The 24347-nt window shown below is 38.9% G+C and carries 23 protein-coding genes; 20 read left to right on the top strand and 3 right to left on the bottom strand.

Annotation, left to right across the window (positions count from 1 at the left end; translation table 11 throughout):
- Nucleotides 1-7: 7 nt before the first annotated feature.
- The 13 genes from WFK81_RS21050 (at nucleotide 8) to WFK81_RS20990 (ending at nucleotide 16027) form a co-directional block, all read left to right on the top strand.
- On the top strand, nucleotides 8-871 hold the full coding sequence (locus WFK81_RS21050) for an SAF domain-containing protein (RefSeq protein ID WP_336788344.1): 864 nt from the start codon (nucleotides 8-10) through the stop codon (nucleotides 869-871).
- Nucleotides 868-2118, top strand: coding sequence for an AAA family ATPase (locus tag WFK81_RS21045; RefSeq protein WP_336788343.1), 1251 nt, complete (start codon nucleotides 868-870; stop codon nucleotides 2116-2118). The genes WFK81_RS21050 and WFK81_RS21045 overlap by 4 nt, the downstream gene beginning before the upstream one ends.
- 14 nt (nucleotides 2119-2132) lie before the next feature.
- Nucleotides 2133-3524, top strand: coding sequence for an ATPase, T2SS/T4P/T4SS family (locus WFK81_RS21040; protein ID WP_336788342.1), 1392 nt, complete (start codon nucleotides 2133-2135; stop codon nucleotides 3522-3524).
- A complete protein-coding gene (locus WFK81_RS21035; RefSeq protein WP_336775170.1) occupies nucleotides 3525-4451 on the top strand; it encodes a type II secretion system F family protein in 927 nt (308 codons plus the stop codon). It begins immediately after the preceding gene.
- 16 nt (nucleotides 4452-4467) lie between these two features.
- Nucleotides 4468-5352 carry a hypothetical protein gene (locus tag WFK81_RS21030; RefSeq protein WP_336788341.1) on the top strand — a complete coding sequence of 295 codons (885 nt, stop codon included), beginning with the start codon at nucleotides 4468-4470 and terminating at the stop codon, nucleotides 5350-5352.
- A gap of 144 nt (nucleotides 5353-5496) precedes the next feature.
- A complete protein-coding gene (locus tag WFK81_RS21025) occupies nucleotides 5497-5652 on the top strand; it encodes a hypothetical protein (protein WP_336788340.1) in 156 nt (51 codons plus the stop codon).
- A gap of 12 nt (nucleotides 5653-5664) precedes the next feature.
- Nucleotides 5665-5853 (top strand): hypothetical protein, encoded by a 189-nt coding sequence (locus tag WFK81_RS21020; protein ID WP_336775173.1) that lies wholly within the window; start codon nucleotides 5665-5667, stop codon nucleotides 5851-5853.
- A 41-nt stretch (nucleotides 5854-5894) separates the two neighbouring features.
- Nucleotides 5895-6080 carry a hypothetical protein gene (locus WFK81_RS21015; protein ID WP_336775174.1) on the top strand — a complete coding sequence of 62 codons (186 nt, stop codon included), beginning with the start codon at nucleotides 5895-5897 and terminating at the stop codon, nucleotides 6078-6080.
- 244 nt (nucleotides 6081-6324) lie between these two features.
- Entirely contained in the window at nucleotides 6325-6795 is a 471-nt protein-coding gene (locus WFK81_RS21010; protein WP_336788339.1) for a hypothetical protein, read from the top strand.
- Nucleotides 6779-7420: a hypothetical protein gene (locus WFK81_RS21005; protein ID WP_336788338.1), complete on the top strand. Its 642-nt coding sequence runs from the start codon at nucleotides 6779-6781 to the stop codon at nucleotides 7418-7420. Before WFK81_RS21010 ends, WFK81_RS21005 begins: the two co-directional genes overlap by 17 nt.
- A 40-nt stretch (nucleotides 7421-7460) precedes the next feature.
- Entirely contained in the window at nucleotides 7461-8222 is a 762-nt protein-coding gene (locus WFK81_RS21000) for an HD-GYP domain-containing protein (RefSeq protein ID WP_336788337.1), read from the top strand.
- 29 nt (nucleotides 8223-8251) lie between these two features.
- Nucleotides 8252-9460 carry an S-layer homology domain-containing protein gene (locus WFK81_RS20995; protein WP_336788336.1) on the top strand — a complete coding sequence of 403 codons (1209 nt, stop codon included), beginning with the start codon at nucleotides 8252-8254 and terminating at the stop codon, nucleotides 9458-9460.
- A gap of 54 nt (nucleotides 9461-9514) precedes the next feature.
- Nucleotides 9515-16027, top strand: a complete 6513-nt coding sequence (locus tag WFK81_RS20990; protein ID WP_336788335.1) for a hypothetical protein — start codon at nucleotides 9515-9517, stop codon at nucleotides 16025-16027.
- Nucleotides 16028-16151: 124 nt separating this feature from the next.
- On the opposite strand, the gene WFK81_RS20985 is transcribed toward WFK81_RS20990, so the two are convergent.
- The 3 genes from WFK81_RS20985 to WFK81_RS20975 form a co-directional block, all read right to left on the bottom strand.
- The gene (locus WFK81_RS20985; RefSeq protein WP_336788334.1) at nucleotides 16152-16847 is read right to left on the bottom strand and encodes a hypothetical protein; all 696 of its coding nucleotides are present in this window, start codon (nucleotides 16845-16847) and stop codon (nucleotides 16152-16154) included.
- Nucleotides 16848-17020: 173 nt separating this feature from the next.
- Complete coding sequence (locus WFK81_RS20980) at nucleotides 17021-17665, bottom strand: prepilin peptidase (RefSeq protein ID WP_336788333.1); 645 nt, start codon at nucleotides 17663-17665, stop codon at nucleotides 17021-17023.
- A 38-nt stretch (nucleotides 17666-17703) separates the two neighbouring features.
- Nucleotides 17704-18804 carry a tyrosine-type recombinase/integrase gene (locus tag WFK81_RS20975; RefSeq protein ID WP_336788332.1) on the bottom strand — a complete coding sequence of 367 codons (1101 nt, stop codon included), beginning with the start codon at nucleotides 18802-18804 and terminating at the stop codon, nucleotides 17704-17706.
- A gap of 418 nt (nucleotides 18805-19222) precedes the next feature.
- Between WFK81_RS20975 and WFK81_RS20970 the strand changes: the two genes are divergently transcribed.
- The 7 genes from WFK81_RS20970 to WFK81_RS20940 all read left to right on the top strand — a co-directional run bounded on the left by WFK81_RS20970 (nucleotide 19223) and on the right by WFK81_RS20940 (nucleotide 23686).
- Complete coding sequence (locus WFK81_RS20970; protein WP_336788331.1) at nucleotides 19223-19456, top strand: hypothetical protein; 234 nt, start codon at nucleotides 19223-19225, stop codon at nucleotides 19454-19456.
- Between the two features lie 55 nt (nucleotides 19457-19511).
- Nucleotides 19512-19985, top strand: coding sequence for a hypothetical protein (locus WFK81_RS20965; RefSeq protein WP_336788330.1), 474 nt, complete (start codon nucleotides 19512-19514; stop codon nucleotides 19983-19985).
- Between the two features lie 5 nt (nucleotides 19986-19990).
- Nucleotides 19991-20959: a helix-turn-helix domain-containing protein gene (locus tag WFK81_RS20960; protein WP_336788329.1), complete on the top strand. Its 969-nt coding sequence runs from the start codon at nucleotides 19991-19993 to the stop codon at nucleotides 20957-20959.
- Between the two features lie 27 nt (nucleotides 20960-20986).
- Nucleotides 20987-21481 (top strand): hypothetical protein, encoded by a 495-nt coding sequence (locus WFK81_RS20955; RefSeq protein WP_336788328.1) that lies wholly within the window; start codon nucleotides 20987-20989, stop codon nucleotides 21479-21481.
- Between the two features lie 78 nt (nucleotides 21482-21559).
- On the top strand, nucleotides 21560-22177 hold the full coding sequence (locus WFK81_RS20950) for a nuclease-related domain-containing protein (protein ID WP_336788327.1): 618 nt from the start codon (nucleotides 21560-21562) through the stop codon (nucleotides 22175-22177).
- Nucleotides 22178-22220: 43 nt separating this feature from the next.
- A complete protein-coding gene (locus WFK81_RS20945; RefSeq protein ID WP_336788326.1) occupies nucleotides 22221-23324 on the top strand; it encodes a GGDEF domain-containing protein in 1104 nt (367 codons plus the stop codon).
- Between the two features lie 182 nt (nucleotides 23325-23506).
- Complete coding sequence (locus tag WFK81_RS20940; RefSeq protein WP_336788325.1) at nucleotides 23507-23686, top strand: hypothetical protein; 180 nt, start codon at nucleotides 23507-23509, stop codon at nucleotides 23684-23686.
- The last annotated feature ends 661 nt before the right edge of the window (nucleotides 23687-24347 follow it).

Raw genomic sequence — 24347 nt, 5'->3', positions numbered from 1 at the left:
GAAAACGATGAAAAAATGGAGTCCAATTATCATCGGGCTTATCTTAATAGTTGGCAGCTGTGTCTTTTTTGTTAAGTTCATGAAAAGTTACCAGCTAGATGTCACGATGATGAAGACAATAAGGCCTGTTCATATGATTCAAGCAGGTGAGCTGATAACTTCAGATATGTTGGAAGAAGTATCTATACCAACGGTGCAGCATATGCCAAACGCAATCATAGATAAGAATCTAATTGTTGGGAAGCGTGCGATTGTACCAATTGGGGAAATGGAAGAGGTTCTTTCTTGGAAAATTGGTGAGAATACTCTTTATCCCGCTGCAGATGAAACATATATCGGTTTTAAAGTTGATTTCGTAACTGCTGTAAATAACATGGTTCGTCGCGGAGATAAGATAGACGTTTGGGTCGAATATATGGAACCTAAGCTATACGATGCAAGTGGTCGTGAAATAGATTCTGAACAAGTAGCATCGGGAGACTCAGTTGAAATAGCAAAGAAAGTATATAACGATAAATTGATTTCAGGATTAACAGTTGCGTACATAAAAGATCAAGAAGGTAAAGAAATTGAAGACACTTCAACAGTGAATAACAGTTTCTCATTACCATTAAGCGCTGATCAACGTGATGTAAAGAATATAGAGCGATATCGACAAGAGACGCTGGCACAACCGGCTTACATTACATTCATTATGAATGATTATCAATATTCTAAATTTGCTGAGGGGCAAAAAGAGGGTGCAATAAAATTAGCATTGCCTAATTTCATCCAACCGGTTGGAACTATTGTTCCTACGAATTCTCCTCAAGATCAAAGTAATCAACTTCAAAATCAATCCGTTCAACAGGAAGGAGGAGAAGCGCAGTGAAAATACTTGTAGCATTATCTAATCTGCAATTAGCTGAAGAAATTGGAGAAATCATTCCAACTACAATAGATTGTGCTTTTGCGTACAATGAGTTGGAATATTCCAAAACTATTGGGAAAATCGGTCATTCTCTTGATTATTTGATAATTCATGAAGAGATATTTAGTGAAAGGTACCCATGGGAATGGCTTAGCATGATTCGATCATCCGTGCCAATGTCCACTAAAATCATTGTTTTTACTGGTTCACAAACGGACTCACTGTATCGTGAAATAATGAACCGGGTATGTCTCGACCTTAACATTGTTCTTGTACAGGGAGCATTAAGCAGAAGAGATATTACTAATGAAATAATGATTCGTGTTTTTGGTCAAAGTGAGACCAGTCTGAAGACAGAGTCAGGACGTTTAGTTACGTTCATGTCGGCAGCAACAAAGGATGGATCAACGACAATAGCTATATCATCTGCAATATGTATGGCTCAACGATTACCGGAAAAAAGAATCTTACTCTTGGATTTGAACTTGAAGAGCCCCGAAATTAGAGACCACTTAAACATTACGAGCAATAAGGGTTATAACCTTATTCAAGCGGATTGCGATGCTGGAACACTTGAACAAGGCATACTAGAAAAAGCTTGTGATCAAATAAAAGGAATAAACAACTTATTTATTTTAACAGGTCTTCAACGTCGAGAATGGGCCGAGAAGATTTCTGTAGAAGAAATCGAACACTTGCTTTTCGTTGCTCGTAAACATTTTGACTATGTGATTGCGGATGTACATACATATCCGGATCAAGCAGCTACGGTTAAATGTATAAAAGAAGCGAACGAACGCATCGTCGTTGTTCAATCTGTTATTACTAGTTATCAATCTTCGTGGAACGATTGGTATAACAGTGTATGGCAGCACTATGGTCTTACTGAGACTCAATTTAGCCTCGTACTGAACCGAGATACAAAGACAACGATGGAAGGCTTTCAAATAGAGAAATCGATAGGAACGAAAATCATTACCCGTATTCATAATGTTGATAAAGGTGCTGGGATTAAGGCAATTAATTATGGCCAACCGTTATATCTTAACGAAAGTGTAGATGCAGCGGATTTCCAGGCAGATATTTTAACCTTATGTAACTGGCTAGCTAAAAAATCGAATTTTGAATTATCCGCTCTGGAAAGCGATAGAAAATCCTCTCTACACAGCAACGGGAGATTTAATATTCGTCGGTTTCTTCGAATGTAAGGGGAGGAAGAAAAATGCAAATAGTAAAAATACGTAAGAAGAGAAGAAACTTTAGCATTATTGAACATTTACAATCAGAAAAAAATGAACAAAAAGTTCAGACTATAAAAGGTTATTCCAATCAAACGATTGGAGAAGTCGTTCGAATTGTACAAGAGAAGTTAAAATCGCCAGATGGAACAGCAGAAGAGCAAGAAGAACATAAAGAAATGATCCACCATGCGGGTCTTGGGAATCCAGTTGCTCAAGAAAAGGTTAAAGCAATTATTAAGCAAATCATAAACGAAAAAATGTTATTTGCTACAAATGGACAGCTGCAAGAAAAAATGAGCTTATCAGATACAGTTTTTGCCTTAACTGTTGGCGCCGGTTACATTGAAGATTTGTATAAAGCAAAGGATGTAGAAGAAGTACAAGTTAATGACACCAGAATATATGTGATGAAAGATGGAGTGGCGGTAAAACATCAACGTATGTTTGACTCAAGAGAAGATGTCATCCGACTCCAAGAAAGATTAGCCTTATATGGACGTGCGCGTATCAATGAACAGAGTCCTATCTGTCACACGTATATGTTCAATAAATCACGCCTTACAATGACGCAAGCTCCTTTCTCAGCGTTCCCTACTATTGTAATTAGGAACTTTATTCTTAAAGACCCTAGCTTGTCTACCTTAGTGGAAAAAGAAACATTGAGTGAAGAAATGATGCTATTCCTTCAACTAATAGTTCGTTATCATGCTTCAATTATTGTTGCTGGTGGAACAGTTACGGGGAAAACTACAACACTCTATGCCTTAACAAAAGAAATACCAGAGCCTGAGCGTATACTAACACTGGAAACTGAGTTTGAAATGAGTTTGGATGAGCGAATTTCAAATGGAAATATAGTTCCTTTTCAATCAGTACCAGAATTAGGGATCACAATGGCGAAGGGTTTTATCACGCTATTACGTGAAAGTCCTACTCGCATAGTAATTGGAGAAGCACGTGGTGCAGAAGCTGCACAAGGAGTGCAAGCTGCTCTACGTGGTCATGATACCATGATGTGTATACATTCCAAATATCGAAGCATGATTATCTCCGATCTTATGGATATGGTAAAGCAAGATGGAGGAAATCACGATGATAATGATCTACGGCTTCGAATAGGACGTGCATTCAATATCATCATCTTTCAGCGTTTTGTGAAAGTCAATGAATATAAAAATAGGCGTGTCATGACTGAAATAACCGAAGTTGTACCACATCCTAATGGGCATATTGAAATGAGACCAATTTTCTTATGGGATTCAAAGAGCAATGAGTGGAGAAGAACCGGAAATAAGCTTAGTGAAGAGTTTATGGAACACTTGATGTCTCACGGAGCTGATCCAGCAGAATTCTCGAAAATGGGAGTTTATTAAATGAACATAATAGAGGTTGGGTTTCTCATTGTATTTGCGATAGGTGTTCTGCTTATAGTTGGCCCTTTCTTAGAAAAATTATCTGTTTGGGTTTCTGTATTTCGGAGAAATCGTTTCTATGAGAAGAGAAAGCTTAAAGGCAGGGTAAATACTAAATCAAAAATAGGGTTACAGTCGCATCCTATTTATTTAAAAATAGAGGAAAAACTAAGCGTTGCAGAAATCAAAATATCCCTTAGCACGCTGCTTCTGTTTTGTGGGTTGATTGCAGTTATCATATTTCTCGTGTGTTATCGTGTGATGCCGGCTCCTTTTTACAATGCACTAGTCGGAGCCATTATTGGAACAACACCTTTGTTGTGGGCTTGGTCGAGGTATCAAAAAAAAAATTTGGCGATGTCATCAGTCATGATTCCGACTATTCAGAATTTCATAGGTTATTTTTCAGAGTCAGAAAACTTACACAGTTCCATCTACGAAGCTTCTCGTACTGTCCCTCTTGAGATTATGAGCGAATGGAACAAACTGATTATGGATCTACAAACAGGAGAGCCACCTGATGAGTCTCTGATTCAGTTCGCTGATCGAGTCGGTAACGATTGGGCACATTATTTCGCAGATATTCTCATAACTCATTTGGAGACGGGCGTGGATATAACTTCTTCCTTATTCAAATTGATAAGCGAGATGCAGAATGCTGTATATAACGAGGAAAATCGCATAAAACTGCTTCACATTTATAAATGGGGAACAATACTCATGGTTGGTTTATCCGTGTTCGTTGTATATTTCAATATCAAAATGGATCCGAATAATCGATATTACTATTTCATAGACCCATCTGGCATAAGAATCGTTTCACTATGCGTCTTAATTTTATTCCTATCTTTTGTTGGCGCTATGCAAATGGGAAGAAAAAAATTGTAAGGAGGTGTTCGCGATCATGAGTATGGATTGGACAATGTGGTTGATAGTGATGGTTTTCACTATTGGTGCGATTTCTACAATCATGCCTTTAACCAAATTGGTCAAATTTCGAAATAGAATTAGATTGCCATCGGGACGTAATAAACGCCGGCAGAGTATGCAAGATTACATAGAGTCTTCAATTAAAAGAGAGAACACCAAGAGAGCCAATTATAAGTTAATTCGTAGATTGAAGGCAGCAGGGAATCCATATGGTATCCAAATCTTTCATTTTCGGCTCATTCAGATATCGGCACCACTAACATGTGGCCTATTGTTTTTCATCCTATATACCATTAAAAACCTGTTGGCAGGCTTTCCATTACCATTTCCGATCTTTCAATTTTTAGGAGTAGTTGTTACAGCTTACTTAGCTCCTGGCTTCATCCTAATTTATTACGTTAAGAGACGAAGGGACATTCTAACAGCAGAAATTGTTAAATTTTCACATCGACTAGTTGTATGTATTACGGAAAGCATTCCAATATATTATGCAATTAGAAGAGCTGGAAGGACATCTAAGGTCATTAAGCCGTTTGTGGATGAACTTTTAATTAATTGGATGAATGATCCAAGAAACGCCATTATTCATTTTGGGGAGCAGATAGGGATTACAGAGGTATTGCCTTTAACAAATACATTACTTGCTAGCTGGAATGCCTCCAATGATAAAATCATTGTCCTATTTGATCAACAAATACGAAATATCGATAACATGAGAGATTTTCAAGAAAAAAAGAAAATTGAAGGTAGCCCGCTTCGTGTAACTTTCATTATATTAATACCATTTCTAGCATCAGCGGTCTTAGTTATGCTGCCATGGTATAGAAGCTTCATAGAAATGATGAAAGGCTCATTCTAGGAAAGGGGAAGGCTACGATAGAGGTATAACTATTCTTAGGAGGTGGTGATAATATAATCCTGTTTGGATTAGGCTTAGCTTCACATAAAAATCCAATGGGATTGATTTGTTCTCGTTTTTATTGAGAGGAGTAGAACGCGTACCATGGAGAAACTACCGTTAATCATTATCGTCTGCATCATCGTGGCGGGTATCGCATTTTGGGTGTTTAATAATCCTAATGGGATAGGTAAAGGCATAGATAATGGTGGAATTAACCTTAAGCACACAATTGAAGATGCAACATCACGTAACGATTGAGAGGAGAAAACAATGGAAAAGTTACCGTTAATTATTATCATCTGCATTATCGGCGCAGGCATTGGGTTCTGGATTTTTAATAATCCGAGTGGAGTCAACGCAGGTCTTAACTCTGGGGCAACAAAGATCAATGCTAAAGCGGGTACATTTGATTATTCCGGCAGCGTAGCACCAGGATCAGCAACACAAGTAATGCCATAACCATCCGGAAAAATAATAAAAACATTTAAAGGAGTTATGAAATGGAGAAGTTACCGTTAATCATTATTATCTGTATTATTGGCGCAGGCATTGGTTTTTGGATTTTTAATAATCCGAGTGGAATAAATAATGGTCTAAATTCGGGAGCAACAAAAATCAATACAAAAGCAGGTACTTTCAATTATTCTGGAAGTACTGCGCCAGGAACAGGGCAAACAATGCCGTAATAACATCATTCCGTTAAGAGGTCATCAATGGAAAAGTTACCACTAATAATTATAGTTTCTATCATTTGCATTGGCATTTTTTCATGGGTCTTTCTATCGGATGACGGTGTAAACAACACAATAATCGAAGGATACGATAACTTAAAATCGGATGTGCGATCGTATGGGTACAAACCAGGACCGTGATTATGATTAAAGGGGGGCATGGCCCCCTTTTGTATGTTGTCTGAAAGGAGTGAAAAAGATGTGGAAAAGGTTGAGAGATTTTAAGCAACCGCTTAACAATGAAAAAGGGATTACCGATTTAATCATTCTCTTAATCGTATTACCGACTTTTTTAGCATGTACTTTTATGGTAATCCTCTACGCTTCTTATTTGAACCGACAAAGCAAGATTGATGACATTAAAGATCGAGCACTTCAAATGATGCAAACAGAAGGTTACCTCTCACAAGCAATCATTACAGATACCGAGACAAAACTTAATCAATTAGGATATCCTATTGTGACCAAGAACGGAAAGACGTATCCTTCATTTGAAGGCAGCACAATGACTAAAGTTCTTAAAGATGATGCTGATCCGACCGTAAAACTTGTGATTCAGTATCCAGCAACTGACCTTAATAGAGTTATGGCTTTTTTTCATGTGGCTCCAGAAGAAGAGAAAGGATACTTCTACCTAGAAGGAGAAGGAAGAAGTGAAAAGTATGAATAAAAGACTCATTAAATTTTTAGGAAATGAACGTGGCGGAATTGCTATTATGTTGATGAGTTTGATTCTCTTAATATGCTGCATTTTATTCTTAGTCATCGTGTTGGACTATCTTAATCTTTCAAAGACTCAAAATAAGTTAAAGAATGATTTGAATCGAGCCGTCCATGCTGCATCACTCTCAATAGATGAAATACAATTATCCAAAGGTTATTTTAAATTAGACACCTCTACGCCCGGATTGAGCGCTCAAGATATGTTTTATCACTATCTACAAGCCAATATGGGGCTAAATGCTACAAATAAAGCAATAGAAGGAAGTATACTACAGGAAGGCTCTGCTGTAGTCATAAATGAGTTAGTTTATGCTGACTGGGAATCAAATACGATTGTAAATTTGAACGTTAATCCAACCTCTTGCACTATAAGTACGACATACCATGTATCTTGCTCCGTAACATTAAACGCTGGAACAGACAAAGAAATTCAGCGAACCATTGACCAGACAATTGTCGGTCCTTCTGTGGTAGCAATTATTAGCACAAGCCATAAAGGAATCGGACGCCTAATAGACGACGAACCACTACTAATTCCGGCTGTTCAAGAAGTGTATTTTTTAAAAAGATAATTCAAATGCTAGGAGAAATTATCCAGATCATTTATAATATATGTATATTAATATATATACAAGTATTCTTCATGCTGAATGCAGCGAAGAACAGGAATTCGAAATGCTAGATGTAGTGAAAGTAGGGGGATTTAGATACCTAAGAACAAACATTCTAACAGAAAGGAAGGGGAAGATACTGATTCAGAAGCAGATGGAAAGCAGCCAAGATATCGATGAATTTTTGTCATTATGGAGACAAGCAGAAAAGAGCTCTGAGACGTTAAAGGTTATTCAAGCATTGTTTTATTGTTTGCAGGTGAGAGATCCCTTGACCGCGGAGCACTCGGCTAATATGGCTCGTTATGCCACTCAACTAGCAAGCCACTTCGATCGAGAAAATGTACTTCTGTATTTTGCTGGATCTTTGACTCATGATATCGGGAAATTAGGTATATCTGATCGCATTCTTAAGGGCGATTCTAAGCTTAGCAATGATGAACGAAAATCCATAAGTGTTCACGTAACGGCAGGTGTTTATATTCTACAAGCAATGGGATTACCACAACTGATAGTTGATATAGCCGAGTATCATCACGAACGTTACGACGGATCGGGATATTCAAAGGGGCTAGTCGGTAATGAGATTCCGTTAGCTGGTAGAATTGCAGCCATAGCAGATACGTTTTCCGCGTTAACATCAACCAGGCCGTATGCACCAGCGTTAAGCAGGGACAAAGCAATTGAGATTATGGCAAGAGATAAGAAACTTTATGATCCCAAAATCCTTTCTTACTTTTTCGCAATGAAAAAGAAAAAATAAAAAGATATGAAGAAAAGAGGTAATTCAAAATGAAAAAGATGTTATTAACATTAGTAAGCGTAGGTCTGGCTTGTTCACTGCTGGTACCAACTTCAGCGGTATCTACTCATAAAGTTGAGGCTGCAACAACTAAGCCAAGCTTTAAAGACATTTCTGGTCACTGGGCGGAATCGTCTATTGAAACAGCTGTCCAAGCCGGCATTTTGAATGGGTATTCGGACGGTACATATAAGCCCAACAACACTATAACCCGTGCTGAGTTGCTTAAAGTGATGGCTCTGACCTTCAAGCTTGAAATTGGATCGGGCGGATCGACCTGGTATGCGCCATATCAAACAGCTTTGGCTAAAGCCGGCGTATATATGGATGGTGACTATCCAGGTAATGTGAATAATCCTGCGACTCGTAATGAAATGGCTAAGCTGGCCGTGCGGGGAGAGTACGCGGAATATCGGAATAAGAAGCTTACTGCTGCGGAACTGATGTTCCGTGCCGTGAATAAAGGCATTCTGTCGCGTTCTGGAACAAAGGCTGAGTCTATCAATACGGAAGGGACTACAACACGTGCTGAGGCAGCGGTGCTTGTTACACGCCTACTAAAGCTTTCTAGTGGTGGAACACTGACAGTAGACAAAGGGGCATCGAGTGCAGCTGAAATCGCTTGGCGTGGAAATAATATGATCACTATGTTGAATCAAAAGGATATTAAAACATTGCCGTTTTCGGTTGATATTAATAAAAAATATAATGTTACAATTGATAAACTTATCATTCTAGATCCTGCAGATACTAACGGGTACTATATGAATTATTTGGATGGGGCAACATATTATCCTTCCGATAAAAAGCTTAAACCTGCAGATAATTATGTTTTCGCTTTTAAAGTAATCGGAAAAAACTTGGTTACGGATGGTGCTAAACAATATGTAACTAATAGTTTTTATATGTATATGGATGATTATACTGGTTCAACTATTAAACTAGCAGAGAAGTATTTCTATAGAGATGGAAGCCTTTCTGATCGTAACGGGCTATTTGTAAATGATAAAGAGTTTGTATTTAGAAACCCTAACGAAAAAGCGTACAACTATATCTTTGCGTTAGTTCCCAAAAAATATATAGATGCTCAGATTAAGGAGTATGGTGGTTTTCCTATTCATTTGGAGAGATTTAACGTCTCGTTTGGCAAAGATTCCCAGTTTTACTTAACGAACGTGAAAGATGTATGGGGTTCATAAAAACCTTAAATATAAATTTCGATTTTGATCTTTAAAAGAGGGTGTATATGCCGAATGGGGTTATTAAAAAGAATAATTCCTCAACTAATGATTTTGCTATTGTTAGTCTATTCCTTCACTTTTTATTCCGCTAGTGCCGCCGATTCAGGTACAACGATAACAAAATCGCAATCAATTAGTTTTAGCCAGAAATTTAATCAGAACGGAACGTTGTCAAATGTACCAGTAAATTTGGACATACCATCGGGTTACAGACCCAAATCATATCAACTTTGGATGAAGGTAGTTAATAGTGATGGAACACTTAGTTTAACGCAACGATCGAGTAAGTTTAGTTTGTCTAATTCTAAACTAACTGTGGAAACGGTAACTGGAGCAAAAATAACGGTTTCCGCCCCAAATGTAATGTCAAACATGTATGCAGTTGTAAACCGTAGGTCAAACGGTAAAGAATGGATTATTGAGGGTAATGGAGTTGGCCCATATTATGTAACGCCTCAAACAGGTGATGGCTGTTGGAAGGGGAACTTAACGGTATGTACTGGTAAGTTACCTGATCGAGACAATCTCGGTAATAAAATAAGTAGTGAGTTAAAACATTCTGATGGTTCTATTAAGGCTAAGAGTAATGGTTTTGATATCCCTTCAAGCTTTACAACTAAGATGAACGGGAAGACAGAATCAGTTTCGCCAAGTGCTGTAATACCATCAACGGTAAAAGTAATCGATGCGAAACCTGTAGCAAATTCTGAACATCGGGTTTTGACATTAGGAGAATCGGGAGCAATAAATGGTAAAGGCTTGACTGTTGCAATTATGCCAGATAGCAGTTCGACGTTGGTTGATGCTGATTGCAGTTATTGTTCGGGGTATGCTATAGCGAGACAGTACATTATGCAGTCGTTATTAACATGGAATGCTAACACCTACTATTATGAAGGTGAAGTTCGTGTAACCTATGAACCGATCCCGCCAGTAAATACACCAACAGTTTCTTGTGATTGTTCGGCCGATCCCGATACAATCACATTTGCCGATAAAGACATATCTGTAACGGCAACAATGACGGCTTCTCTTGCAGGAAAAGGAACGAAGACAGTAAAGAACTGGACGGTTTATGGCCGAGCCAATGATGGCAGCCAATATACGACTTCAACGGTAGGGTATGGTTTGGATAAGATAGAGCAAGAATTTAGCTTCACCATATCCAAGGCCAGGCTAGATGGTGTTGATAGTTATACAGAAACATGGGTCATGCGTGCTAGGGTGAATTTCACGGATGGCACAACTGCCGAGCAACCAATAGAGTGTACAACTACCGTGACTAAGCCTGGTGCCGCTACGCCAGATCCTGGCGGGACACCAACACCGCCGCCAGCTCCTCCAGTCACGGCAGATATTGAGTTTATACCTAATACCATTATTACTGGTGATCAATCAACGCTGGATAACAATTCCGATGGATATACATCTATGAGTTGGACATTTTCTAACAACTTGCAAGAAGTAATAACCGATGATAGCCAATATCGGTATCCCAATTTAAAATTTGATAAACCAGGCTTTTATCAAGCTAAAATCATGGTTACAAATGGATCAGAAACGAAATGGGATACAGCTTCTCTGCAAGTTCTGGATCCAAAGCCGGTTGCTGTGGTGACAGGGCCGACAAAGGTAATTCAGGGACGAGACTTTTCGAACATTTTCCACCTGTATAATTCGTACACACCGCTTGCGGACCGTGGTGTAACCATTGATTTTACAAAGAATCAAACGCGTTATAAGAAAATCGGTGATTCGGGGTATACCGATGGCTGGCCAACCAAAGGGCCGACAACGCTTGGAGATTACTCAGTAGAAGGTAAGGTTTTCGATTCTCAAGGGCGTGAGAGTGATTGGGGGACACACTTATTTGAGGTCGTACCCGACCAACCGCCAATAGTAAGCATCATGACTCCAGAGCAGACTTATCGATTCAATGAATCGATGATTTTTATTGATGCTGAGAGTGTAGATGGTGATAAACTCGACTCGTTGAAAATCGAAGAGCGTTACGATCATGATAATGATGGTAATTTCGAAGAAGAGCCTTGGACAACCATTTATACGGGGCCATTTAAGGATACTTATCCAGTCACTTATACAGCAGTAGGGAAAAGACAATACCGTGCAAGCGTTACAGAGGATTACGGATTGTCGGCAATATCCGAGATTGCAGCAACAAATGTTCTAAATTATGCCCCGTTTGTAGACTTTGATGTGTACGGCCTGACACAGCAACCGAATCAGGGAGAAGACAGCGCACCTGAAGACCTGGCCTATACGGGCGAATCAATTATGCGTTCATGGAAGTTAATTCAACCGTACACAACAGACGCCAACAAAACGATCGGTTGGAAAACAAATAGCGGTGCATTACAAACCAAAAATGCAAAGATGGCTGACTTCTTTATTAAGTATCCGAACATGGGTTTAGGTGCCAATAGCCGCTCAAAATACGAAGTTGCTGCAGATTTAACCAAGCTTCCTGTGTGGGGGTTGCCCAAAAATGCGGTCGCAGTCCCATACATTTATGCCGGTCATCGTCTCTATTCACGCGAAGGCGGGGAAATGGTTGAACGCAGTGCAAAGAATGGTACGGAGATTAGCCGCTTCTCTTTATCTGAAGTTAGTGGTTTAACTTATTTAGGCGCAGATAAAAACGAGAATTTTTATTATGGGGCTGGATCATATGGGGCAACAAACTATGAGGTTAAGAAGATTAATAATCATGGAGAGCTCATAGGCAGCTATACCGTACCGATATCAGGAGAAATGTCTTACATCATGTATTTCGAAGTTTCGGACGACGGACAAAATCTCTATATGGCCTACCGAGCGAGGACGGGGGCTTCTCAAGAATACTGGAACGTACATGCAGTAAAATATTCCATTCAGGATAAGTCTGTGAAGTGGGATGTAAAAACACAAGATATAAGGTATAGCCCTACCTTCTTGCAGAATTATAAAGGAGTTATCGACTCTGACGGTGATTTATATTTAACATGGGCCACTCAAACCACTTATGATGGTTATGAGGTCTATGCGATGGCGGTTAATGGGAATACAGGAGTCATGGGTTATGGATCCAGAGGGGCTAGTAATTCCGATATCTCCTATATGACTGCGACGACAGAATATACTCGTGGCGGTACGGATAAATGGAAGACGCTCTATTTCAATGTATCGGGCTATATTCAATACTATAGTGGCGGAAGCAATATGAATACGACTATGTATGGATATCAATGGAATAGAACAACTGGTGCTCTTTCTAAAATCTTTTATGACAACATTAACGAACCTACACAGTATGGCCTCGAATATTGGGAAACCTGTAAAACGTGGTGTGACACAATGAGTTGGGAAGATACTTATGGTGTTGGTACCCCCATTATTTATCCAGACGGTACGGTATATGCAACAACTCGTTACCAAGGGGCTGAATTTTACTTTGATCAGTATTTACAACAGATTAAACCAAAGGCAAGTGGCAATCTAATTGCAAATACAAAGGCCTTTTTAATGCCTAGTGGGAATATTGCATATCCGACGAATGGGGCCTATGCGGATTATACAAATGCGATCTACAAGCCTTATGCTTCTATTGTTGTAAATGGAAGGGGCCCTATTGATCCCTATAATAACACCAAAGGCAGCATAAATTATTACAATGAAGTTACGGATACGAGCTATACGTGGACGAGTTCTTACTTAAAAGATCCAACATTAAATACGAGCATATTACCGGATGGATCTTTTTATGGATTCTCAGCGCCAGGTTCGGCCTCGGGAGTTCAATATGTCTTTCCATTTGTTCCTGCAAGCGGCAGCGGCGATTATCCAAAGGCAATTGATGATAATACCGTTGAAGTTGCCGATTCCTCTTGGGCGGGGTTATGGTACGATCCGGCAACAAAGCTCAAGAACGATCGATTATCTTTTAATGTAGCTGTTAACGATGCCACTAATGATAAGCCGATAGGAGCTGCCATTCACGTACAAGATGGAAAGAATATGTATGCGGCTGAGTGGACGAAAGACAAGCTAACATTGTACAAAATTGTAGCTGGTTCCAAAACAGCCCTACAGACGGTGGATTACGCAAGATCTCCATTTGTAACCTATCCGTTTGATCTTGAAGCTTCCAACGGAACGCTGCGCGTATACATTAACCATGCTAAAGTGATCGAGGTCACGGATGGCACCTATAGTAAAGGCTCGGTAGGTATCATGTCACTTGGTCAGCAGCAAGCCAAGTTTAGTGATGTAAAGGTCAAAAACTACGGTGATTATTACGTAGAAGAGACAAAAGAATCTGTACTTGTAGGAGAAGAAATCAAGTATGATGCCATCTTTGACGATATTGAAAAGGATCCGGAGACTTTAGAAAACTGGAGTTACCAACATGATCCGGACTACTTTGCAAATTCGCTTGGTCTAAGTGCATTCGATGGAAAATCTTTTGATACGAAGCTTCCGGTACTAGATAAACCGGGGCTCTATAATATCACTTTTAAAGCGAAAGATAATCCTGGTATGGATGAGTATGAGCAGTGGTCCGAACCGGTAACGAAAAAGCTTTATGTTCACCGTCGCCCGATCGCGCAGCCAGATGTAAGATTTACCGGTATTGTCTATCCGGAAGGGGAGACATTGGATTATGCAACGTATGATACCTCATACGATCCAGATATTCCGGATTACTTAGCAGCTCGAAGCTTCAGGACTCGATGGGCGGATGAAACGGCTTGGACGACCGGAACGAGAGAATTATATGATCGTCCGGGTGTAGAACTCATTATTCAAGAGCAGGTCCAAGATGGTTTTGGGGTGTGGTCGTTCTGGGTAGAGACCCGAGTTTACAAAGATGCGCTTCCACCGGCCAATCAGCACCGTCCCAAAATGGTCATCACTTATCCAAATGGAACACTAACAAGTCCGACCTTACTCTCCAGTGAACCAACTGTAAAATGGACTTATAGTGATGAGGACAGCGATCCTCAAGAACAGTTCTATCTTAAAGTCTCGTATGTAGACAACGGAAAAACCATTATGGAGGGCACATATCCGGGCAATGATACCTCATTCATTCTCGATGAGGGCATTCAGATAGGACGTAAAATTAAAGTGCAAGGTAGGGTATTCTCGAAAGGTTATTGGTCTGATGATAGTAATATTGTTTACTTCATACTGAATACGCCGCCTGTAACACATTTGCTTACCTTTAATGGAGCTAAAGCTTCAGAGCCGATTTATACAAATAATAATCGGCCGCAGCTGAAGGTATCTGTTACAGATGTCGATGGACAAGCAGTCTCGAAAGTGGATTATGAAGTTTTCTATAACGAAACAGGAGAGCAAGTAGTCGATACCAATAATGCAATCAGTGCAACAGCCTACACGCCGCCTGCGCTGCAGGAAGGGCTTCATAACTGGCGTGCAAGGGCAAACGATGGTATGGCTTGGGGCGGCTATTCGGAAAATGGTTACTTCTTCGTAGATACGGTTCCTCCGGATGACACAAATGAACAGCTGGATATTAAACCGACTTCCGTTACCGTGACATTTAATCCATTTAGCGATTCGCCACCATCATCCGGACATGCCTCTCGAGCGTTCTATATGCAAAAGGTCAACGATGATGGGACGACAACCAATATCGATCTGAATGGAAATGGTACAGCAGAATACAGCATCCCGCTTGCAAACTCGACAACAAAGTATACAGTAGGCGGATTGCTAACCGGTCAAAGATATCGCTTAATGGTGGTGGATTGGGACATAGCCGGCAACATGGGGCAATATCAATATATTTACTTCAGTACAAACCAGCCTCCAACAGGCGATTTTAACTGGTCGCCGAAGCCGGTGTACGAGGGAGACACGGTATCCTTTATTACGGCAGTTGATGATCCGGATCACAACGATCTAACGGTTACCTACGAAATTACAAACCCAAGTGGTATTGTAGTCAAAACCGTCACATCGAACTCAAGTTATCCTTATTCTAGTATTGGTCCGACATACCGAATGGTTGATACTGGGGCATGGAGTGTAAAGATGACTGTTACGGATAAGATTGCTGATCCAGTGGTTGTAACGAAGAAAATTATTGTATTACCACTGTCTATCCAAGGGTATGTGCAGCATATGGCTATATGGGAGCAAAACCGTCAAGCCTACAATGCAAAGAACCCAACAAAGCCCCGGTCAGCTGATACGTTCTGGGCGGGGGAAGAATTCGTTCTTTCTTCGACGGTTACAGATACGGGAAGCTCCTTAACCAAGCCGGATAAAGTGTCGGTGAAACTGGTAGAGAAAAACATAACCGTTAACCTGAGCTCTACCAATGAGGAAGACTGGAAAGGATCCATGTGGCAGAAAGGATTTGATAAACTGCCTGACGGAACGTATAACTTCCTCTTTACGGTATACTGGAACAATGGAACAACGAAGCAAGACAATGTCGTGGTGAAGATTAAAGATAGTATATGGGATGTTACTGTTACGCATCGTGTGGACTAAAAGTATCTTCTCATCTGAACCATTTGAAACTGAAGAGATAGAATATTGTTGGATAAATTTAAAAAAACAAACCCACAGGATACGTATCCTGTGGGTTTGTTTTTTATGTGGAAGGGGATGGAAATTAGCTGGGTGCAGGAGAGATCAGCCTTAAGATGTAACGAATACCACCAGATACAATGATATCTCTGATCTGTTTATCGGTTAATTGCAGTACATAAAACATCATATTTTTATCAAGACCTGGATTATCTCCAATATGGTAGGTGGAGTTTTTCAAGGCCTCTTCTTGTTTTGGGTTCAAAATATAACCCAAGTTTTCATCATCCGGAAAGCGGCACATCCAGTAGATACCCTCATGTGCAACCATATTGCGAATTCCATTAAAGAGATTTGCGATTTCAAGTATGCTTAGCGGTTTTTCCTCAGAAGTCCATATTGCTTGTATTAATTTCTCTTGATGCTCAGTCGAAATGTAGTTTGTAAAGAAGTCCCGAATAATAGCTGACTTCGTTTTAATTTTTTTTTGATTAACAGTTTTATAAAGTGCTTCAATGGCCATGATCCAGTATTGTACTTGAATGCCACCTAATTTAGTGTTTTCGTCTAATTTATAAGCATTATCCGCCATAGAAATTGTGCGAACTAATTGATGCATAGCTCTTTTTATCGAGACATCATGATTAAACTCGCATGCATGAATGAACCATATAGCGAAATCTTCTGTAGGAAAGAAGGGACTGAAGAATGAAAGATATCTAGGGTAAGACTGCTGAAAAACTGCGATCGAAATTTCTAGCTTTTTGGCTTCTGTTAGCATGTGAATCATCCTTTCAGAAATAATAGAGGCGTGATCCAGGACCCTGTAGACTTTACCAAATTACATCATTTCTTTAAGAATCATATATCATTATTATCGTTTTAAACATGGTAGAAGTATTACGAGTAAACGGCGTCTAAGCAGATTATTGTGGAGATTCCTTAACACTAATATTAAAACAAAAGATTCTGAAGTAGGAGTCTAGTCCAATCTTCACCCCACAAATAACTGATTAATGAACCGGCAGCAATAAACGGTCCAAAAGGAATTACCATTGATTTAGCACGTCTGAAAAGCAAGAGGTAGAGACCGAATATAGTTCCTAAAAGGCTAAAAAGAATAAAAGCAATAAAAGATAGTTTAATCCCTAATATAAGTCCGATAAGAAAAAGGAATTTAATATCGCCTCCACCGACGGAGGGTGCCTGGTTTTCACGTGTCGTTATAAGAGCTATGAAGTAGAAAATACCTCCTGAAAAGAGGGCAGCAAGGATATAATTCCAAACCGGTAGAGCATTGATAAATAATTGAACGACAATGGCTACAGCGATACCGGGTAGTATGACTTTATCAGGTATTAATTTGAACCGTATATCGCAAAATGTCACTAATATAAGAAGAAGAACAAAGGGTATAGTCATTCCCCATGAGACAGGAGATGTAGAGAGGATACCCGCTCCAAGGCTAGCGATTGAAACTAAAGGCGCTATATATCTCATAATGTGAAGCGGGATCGCATCATCTGCAGCGGCAGCACATAATCTCGTCGCTAATGCATTCAATGGTAAGCTAATTATGTATCCAAAAATGAGCGCCATTATAATGAAGAAACACGTCAAAATATCGATCTCATGACTTATGGTTTAGGTTGAAGTATTTCGTTTAGATCAACAAAATCACTAACATCATGTTCCTTTTTGAGCTCACGGTGAAGATAATTCTCTTCAGTGATTTTGCTTGAGCTATGCCCTAATGTTTTAGAAATGCGGTCTGTTGGTGCACCGCTGTTAAAAGCAGTCCGAGCAAAGAAGTGACGGAAGTAGTGAGCGGTCACTTTATTGTTTTTTATCGTTACTACTTGGGCTTTGGCTAACTTCTTCGTCACGATAGCCGAGAGGCTAGTCAGTAAGTAGCGCTTGCCGGTTCGATTCGGATAGAAGGGAGATTCGTCGGTTGGATCAATCGAAACGTTTAAGCCAAGGCGTCGACGATATTCAATGATTTCCTTTAGAACATATTCCTTAATATGTGCGTGTCGCTCATGGCCTCGCTTCGTTATTGTCCTTAAATAGTATTTTGATCGTACAGAATCAAAATAAAGGTCTTTCCAGTCTGGGGTGATAACCTCATTTAGTCTTAGGCCGGTACTTGAGATTAATAAGATTAATCCTTTGAATTTGGGATCATGTTCATAATACTTAATTGCAGCTTGAAAAGATGAATGATCAATCTCCCTCTCCGGGATCTGCTCTCTTTCTACTTTTACATTTACCAGCGCTCGGCTTAAATCCCTTCGCAGGTATTTTTCTTCATAGCACCAGGATAGGAAGCTGCTGACGATAGTGATTTTCTTCGCCTGTGTTGTTGTTTTCGTATACTCTCGAACGAGCCAAGACCGATACACTTCTACCTGGCTGCGTTTCAACAATCGGATGTCTGATATACCATTAGAGTGTATCTTATTGAAAAATTGCATAATCTCCCGTGCATATTCTTTTTTTGTATTAGCCTCTCGGTTAGTTCCAACTTTATGGAGATACAAATATAACATTCCAATATTAGAGAGGGAGGAGTAGTCGTAATCACCAGCATCATTTTCTGTACGCAGGATATAGGAATGTATGAGCTCGTAATGTTGATTATCTAATAGTACATTTAAACGTTCTTTACTTTTTGAAAGGTTCTCTAGACTATAGTTATTATTCGTCATCCAATTGGTGATGATAGTATTATTCAAAAAGAAGACTCCTTTCAGTAAATATTACCTAAATGCAATTATATCAAACAAATGTTCGAATCTCATAATGATGACGAAATATTGAGTAGGATTAACTCAAGAAAAAATAATAGATTATTAGTTTTGTTTGAATAAAGATTCTAATTTAAAATATTATGAATGGTTGATTTCGTAAAAGCGTATGGTATCGACCTAATTTAATAAAAACTGGTCAATGTGTGAATTGAAATGAACGTATGCTATAATGGATTCATGTATATATATTAGTATATATACATGAATCCATTTTTGAGAAGATGGTTATTAGTGGAGAATAGTATGTTAGCATTTCTGGTCTCTTCCGCAATGTTGTAGCAAATAGTGTATCTGAATAGTTATCTAGCACAAGTGAATTGATTTATAAAGGGGATGCTTATGAATGGAAAAGCAAATGAAAAGGAAGGCAGCGGGTAGCATCAGAAATGATTATTTGAAGATCAGTTTCCTAAGAAGTAACAAAGTCACTGGAGCTGGAGCTTCTAAGCAATGGAAAAGAATTGAGAGATGGATTGTCCTAAATCATACACATATCGCTCTTAATAAATCCAATGCTGTTATAGGTCACATTATACCAGTTGAGATGTTGCCGAGACCTTCATTAACTCTCCTTTAAGTAAAACAAGTATATTAGAATCTATTTTCACTCTATTGATAAGGAGACTATTAAGATGAGCAAACTTCAAGAATTTATACAAGCATCACCAGTTTTAGCAACTATCATAGGAGATACATTAGATGTGCATGTTGACTTTACACCGGATAGTCTGAGAAAAATAGACGCTGCACTTAATGGGGTATATCCGCTTGGGCATGAACCCATGCTGTCAACAATCATGTCTTATGGTATTTACCTTGGCGAAGTGTTCGTTCGAAATGTTGACGGGGCTGAATGGCAACAAGAAACGGAGAATTTCATGGACTGGAACTTTAAAATTTCCCGTGAAAATCATACTTTTATCGGTTATCCTATGAAGCGGGTGCAAAGTTATTGGTTTGATCGGACGAATGCCCTTTATTCCTATTTTCAAATGAATATGGATGCTCTAAATGGTAAGCTGATAATGAAAGAAAGTAGTCAATGGATAGACCAGGAAGGTCAATATAGATACCGATTCAGTCGTAAACTACAATCGAAAGGTTAGGGATCATGCAATATATAAAAGCAAAAGAAGCAGCAAAAGTACTGAAAATCTCAGTTACGGCTTTAAATAAATTAAAGGACCATCCGGATGATAATAAAAAATTGGTGCCAGTAAACGCCCTCACCTATAGAGGGGACGGAGGATACGTTTATTTACAATCAGATGTTGAACGCATTAAGCCCTTCTATACACGTGAAGACCTTACGTCAGCAGAAGCAGCCAAGCGAATCGGCCGTTCGACAACATTCATACATAAATTAATACGAGAAGGGTTACCGCATTCCGAAGGGGAACTGCGAGGTAAGAAGACATATTTCATTAAAGAAGAGGATCTCATGAAGTATGTATCTGACAATCCGGATAGCGGTAAGTATGACACGATTTATGATAAAGCAACAGGAGTCTATCTATATCAACTTTTCGAAAAGGACGGAAAAATTGGGCGAATCGTAAGAATGAAAAAGATAAGTAACAAGAAAAAGGAGATCATGCTGCAGCTGGCTCATAATGAAATTTTGTCTTATGAGAACGCAATCGAAGCAGGATGGCTTCCTAAACAACCTATATCCGATAAGAAGGCCATTACAAGCTACGGATATGCAAAATTCATATTCCCGCTTCCCCCAACGTTGGACTCAATTATCTATAGGATAATTGAAGAGTTATTCCAGCAAGCCGGCCCGAAGAACATGCGTATTACAACTGCTGATCAGAATCAGATAGTTGTTGAGGTAAAGAAGTGTGTGTTGCTTGACGTCCTACCATCTACCCATCCGGATCTTATTGATAAATTAAAGATGTTTATTCGCTCCGGAGAAATCGTAAATAAATACGATGGAACATTAATTGATACAGGGTTGGCGCCGATTACATTTTATATAGCAGATAAAATGAAATTAAAGCTTATTGAAAAAGCAGCAGCAAACAATCAGACTCTTCAGGAGTGGCTGGAGGATCAATTTTCTATGGAATAAGTGTGCGAAGAAGAAAGGGGCAATTATATGGGTGATTTTACTGAATTGAATATTCGTCTCAAATTAAAAGTAGACACTCCTGAAAATATCGTTGAAATACTTAAGTATATGGCTTCACTTCGTTCACAGGAACCTACAGTATTGCCAGAACATTCACTATTTAAAGCGCTACAATGGGATACTATGTTGTCTTCATACAATGATCCTTCTGGCGCTCCTGTGAAGGTTTCAATTTTTGAAAAGGATAAAAGCGATGAATCCTTATTTATGTTTGTTAGGTCTGTATATAAAGATCGGGGAGAAGCGGAGTTGTTTTTTGATTGGATATATCCATACATCGATGCTCTTTGGATAGAGTTTCTAGGATATATAAAGTATGACTCTAATGATCACCCTCAATTAATCTATTATACGGATGAAGGAATACGCTTTATGGCCATTAATCGTGAAGAAGTCGAAAATATAGGCAGACGTGAGATAACATTTAGCTGGGGAATAGCTGATGTATCTCAGAAATTATAAGACTAATCCTTTATATCCTCGAACAATAAGCGTTCGAATTCGGTATACGAATAAATTCTTTAAGAAAGGATCGTCTATATGTCCGTCACAGTAATGCTATGTGTCATATCAGCACTATGCATAACTGGCGTCCTGGCTGCATTCATTACGGTAAGACTGTTAAGAAGAAAAGGTTCAGTATTACTTGAGGTTGCTTCGATAAGTGAAGTACCCCATAAGCCAATAGATTATAGCAAGAAACCAGATAATATCTCTATTACCTATGAATCTTTCTTCAATATTTCAGTTAAAAACGGGGATTTGACAGTCATTATTGATGAGGTCATTGTCCGAGATAATGGTGTTTTTGTCATTGTGAAGAAGAATCGATCGGGTCGCATAGTTGGAAATGAAAGAGAACGTAAGTGGTTTCATATGAAGCGGGATTCCCACAAAGAAATGTTAAATCCCATTAAGGAAGCTAAACTGAAAACTTTTGTTTTATCGAAAAAGCTACAATCACTTGGGATTAATGTATGGGTTCAAGGAGTCGTTCTCTTTGTTAATCCTTATATTGAAATAGTAGTTGGAAACCCATCAGTACCGGTACTTAAGCTAGCTCAATTAGATCAGTACTTGCTTCAATTTGTATCAAATAGACGATTTAATTCCGATCAAATATCTAAAGTCATTTATTATCTTCGTGGAATCAAATAGCAAATGATAACTCTCGGGTTATAAACAATAAGGAGAATTTGTAATGACTCAATTATTTACCGAATCACAAGGTGAAGTGTATTACTCTTCATTAAGTATTCTTGTCCTTACTCTTCTGTTGCTACAAACATCAAGATTGCTGATCCATCGTAAGAAACGAGCGTATTTCACGCTTACTGTAGTAATAGGCATCATGCTTTTGGAGCAGATCATCGTACTAATTACTGGATTTATGCAGGGTGGAGCGGGAGCAATGTCGGAGTATCTCCGGGTGTTATTCTACTCAGCCTTTTTTATCGGAGCGAATATGGGCATCTATCAAATGTATGAAGAGACTTCTAAGCGCTTCAAAAGACTATCTATTACCTTTCTAGCTGCAGCAGTGCTGTTACCCATTATCCCTGTTGCTGGTAGCCTGTACCTGCTTGCCTTGACCGCAATGTCCGTTATTATGGTATACCCACTGACTGCTGGCAATAAAAAGTTCCTTGTTGGCATTGTGTTTTTTACGTTATCTTCTGTCGCTCATCTAGGAAATCAGTTTTTTGGTCCGCTAGCCGGCCTTAATGCGTTAGATAATCTAATGCGAATTGGTTGGTACGTTACATTGTTTATCATTTTGTTTGATCGTGTTATTGAAATCTTGGAGGATATCTACCATAACTCAACTCACGATGCCCTAACAGGATTGCATAACCCCTATTATATCAATACGACAATGGCATATAAGATTAGTAAAAAAGCTCCGATATCTATCGTATTTATTGATCTTGATAACTTCAAACGCCTTAATGATACCTTTGGTCATGAAGAGGGAGATAAAGCACTAAAATCAGTTGCATCCATTTTAAAAGAAGAAGCAGAAGAAGTGGGAATTGCAGGCAGATACGGTGGAGAAGAAATTGTTCTTATTGTAGAAGAACCTGAAGTAAATATGTCCGAATTGACGGAGAGAATACGCGCACGGATCGAGAATGAAACTGTTGTTACAGCAAGTATTGGTTATGTAGTAGCCGGTGAAGAGGGGGCTACGGATAAGCTTATCTCTGAAGCGGATGCTGCCATGTACAAGGCAAAAAATTCTGGCAAGAATAAGGTCGTTGCATATAACGATTTAGTCGAAAATCAGAATGAAACTGCAGTCTAATGTACCGAATCGGCTAAGTAATTCAATGTATAGGGAGCTTACATGATGTCCATGATCGATGCATTATTTATTACCTATGGCACTCTCACATTTATATTGGTTTTTGGATGTATTAGGTTTTTGATATGGCTGGATAAAAGGCATCCGAATAATGAAACAAAATGAATAGGGAGCGTACAGGAATGGCTAAGAGATATCGCGGATTTGAAATCAGATTTAATCCAGATACAAGCCGATTTTATTTATTTCATATCGCAACTAAAACGAGAATTACTCCACATGGGAAGATAAATGAATTTTATGGTATCCAGGATGGAAAGAAAGAGATAGACCGAATTAAAGACTCTAAGGAAACAAAATGAAGAGGGAGGTTTCAATTTGAACTTGAAGAGATGGATTTTCGTCATAGTAACGAGTTTACTTGCTTTATTTGGTATTGTTTGCTCGTATTTAAAAGGATTTGATGTATTTGTGTGGATGGGGCTCCTAATTTTAGTTTTAAACGTTCTTATCGTAGTTAGAGAGTATGAAAGTAAAGAAAAACAACCATGGATTTTTGATAACGAATGAATTATGAAGAAGAATTTGATAGATTCCTCTGAATTCAAAGAAAATTAAGCGATATGAGAGAATTGGTTGGACCGGTCCCCCTTGCACAAAGTGTGAGGGGCGTTTTTGATTTTGTTAAATTCCAATTGTCATATTATTACACAATTATTGATTGACTGTTAGAATATGTAGTTTTATTCTTATCTGAAAGTCGTCTCACATAAAACCATAGAAGGGGAGAACGTGTCATTATTACATATGAAACAATGCTAATACATAAGACATTGATCCAAAGGGTGATTGTTGTCTTTGGGGAGCTAATCGTACAACTTAATCCGAATGATCAATCATTGGAACAATTTAATGAAACCGTTAATCAAACAATACAGCAGCTGTCATTAGTTCATTGGGAGACTGAAATAGTACAAGCATTCTTTGATACCTACATTGGGATATTAATGACGGATCGGGAGC

The sequence above is a fragment of the Paenibacillus sp. MMO-177 genome (assembly GCF_037147795.1).
GTDB lineage: Bacteria > Bacillota > Bacilli > Paenibacillales > Paenibacillaceae > Pristimantibacillus.
Note: the sequence above shows the minus strand (reverse complement) of the source record. Positions and strands in the feature narration are given on the sequence as shown.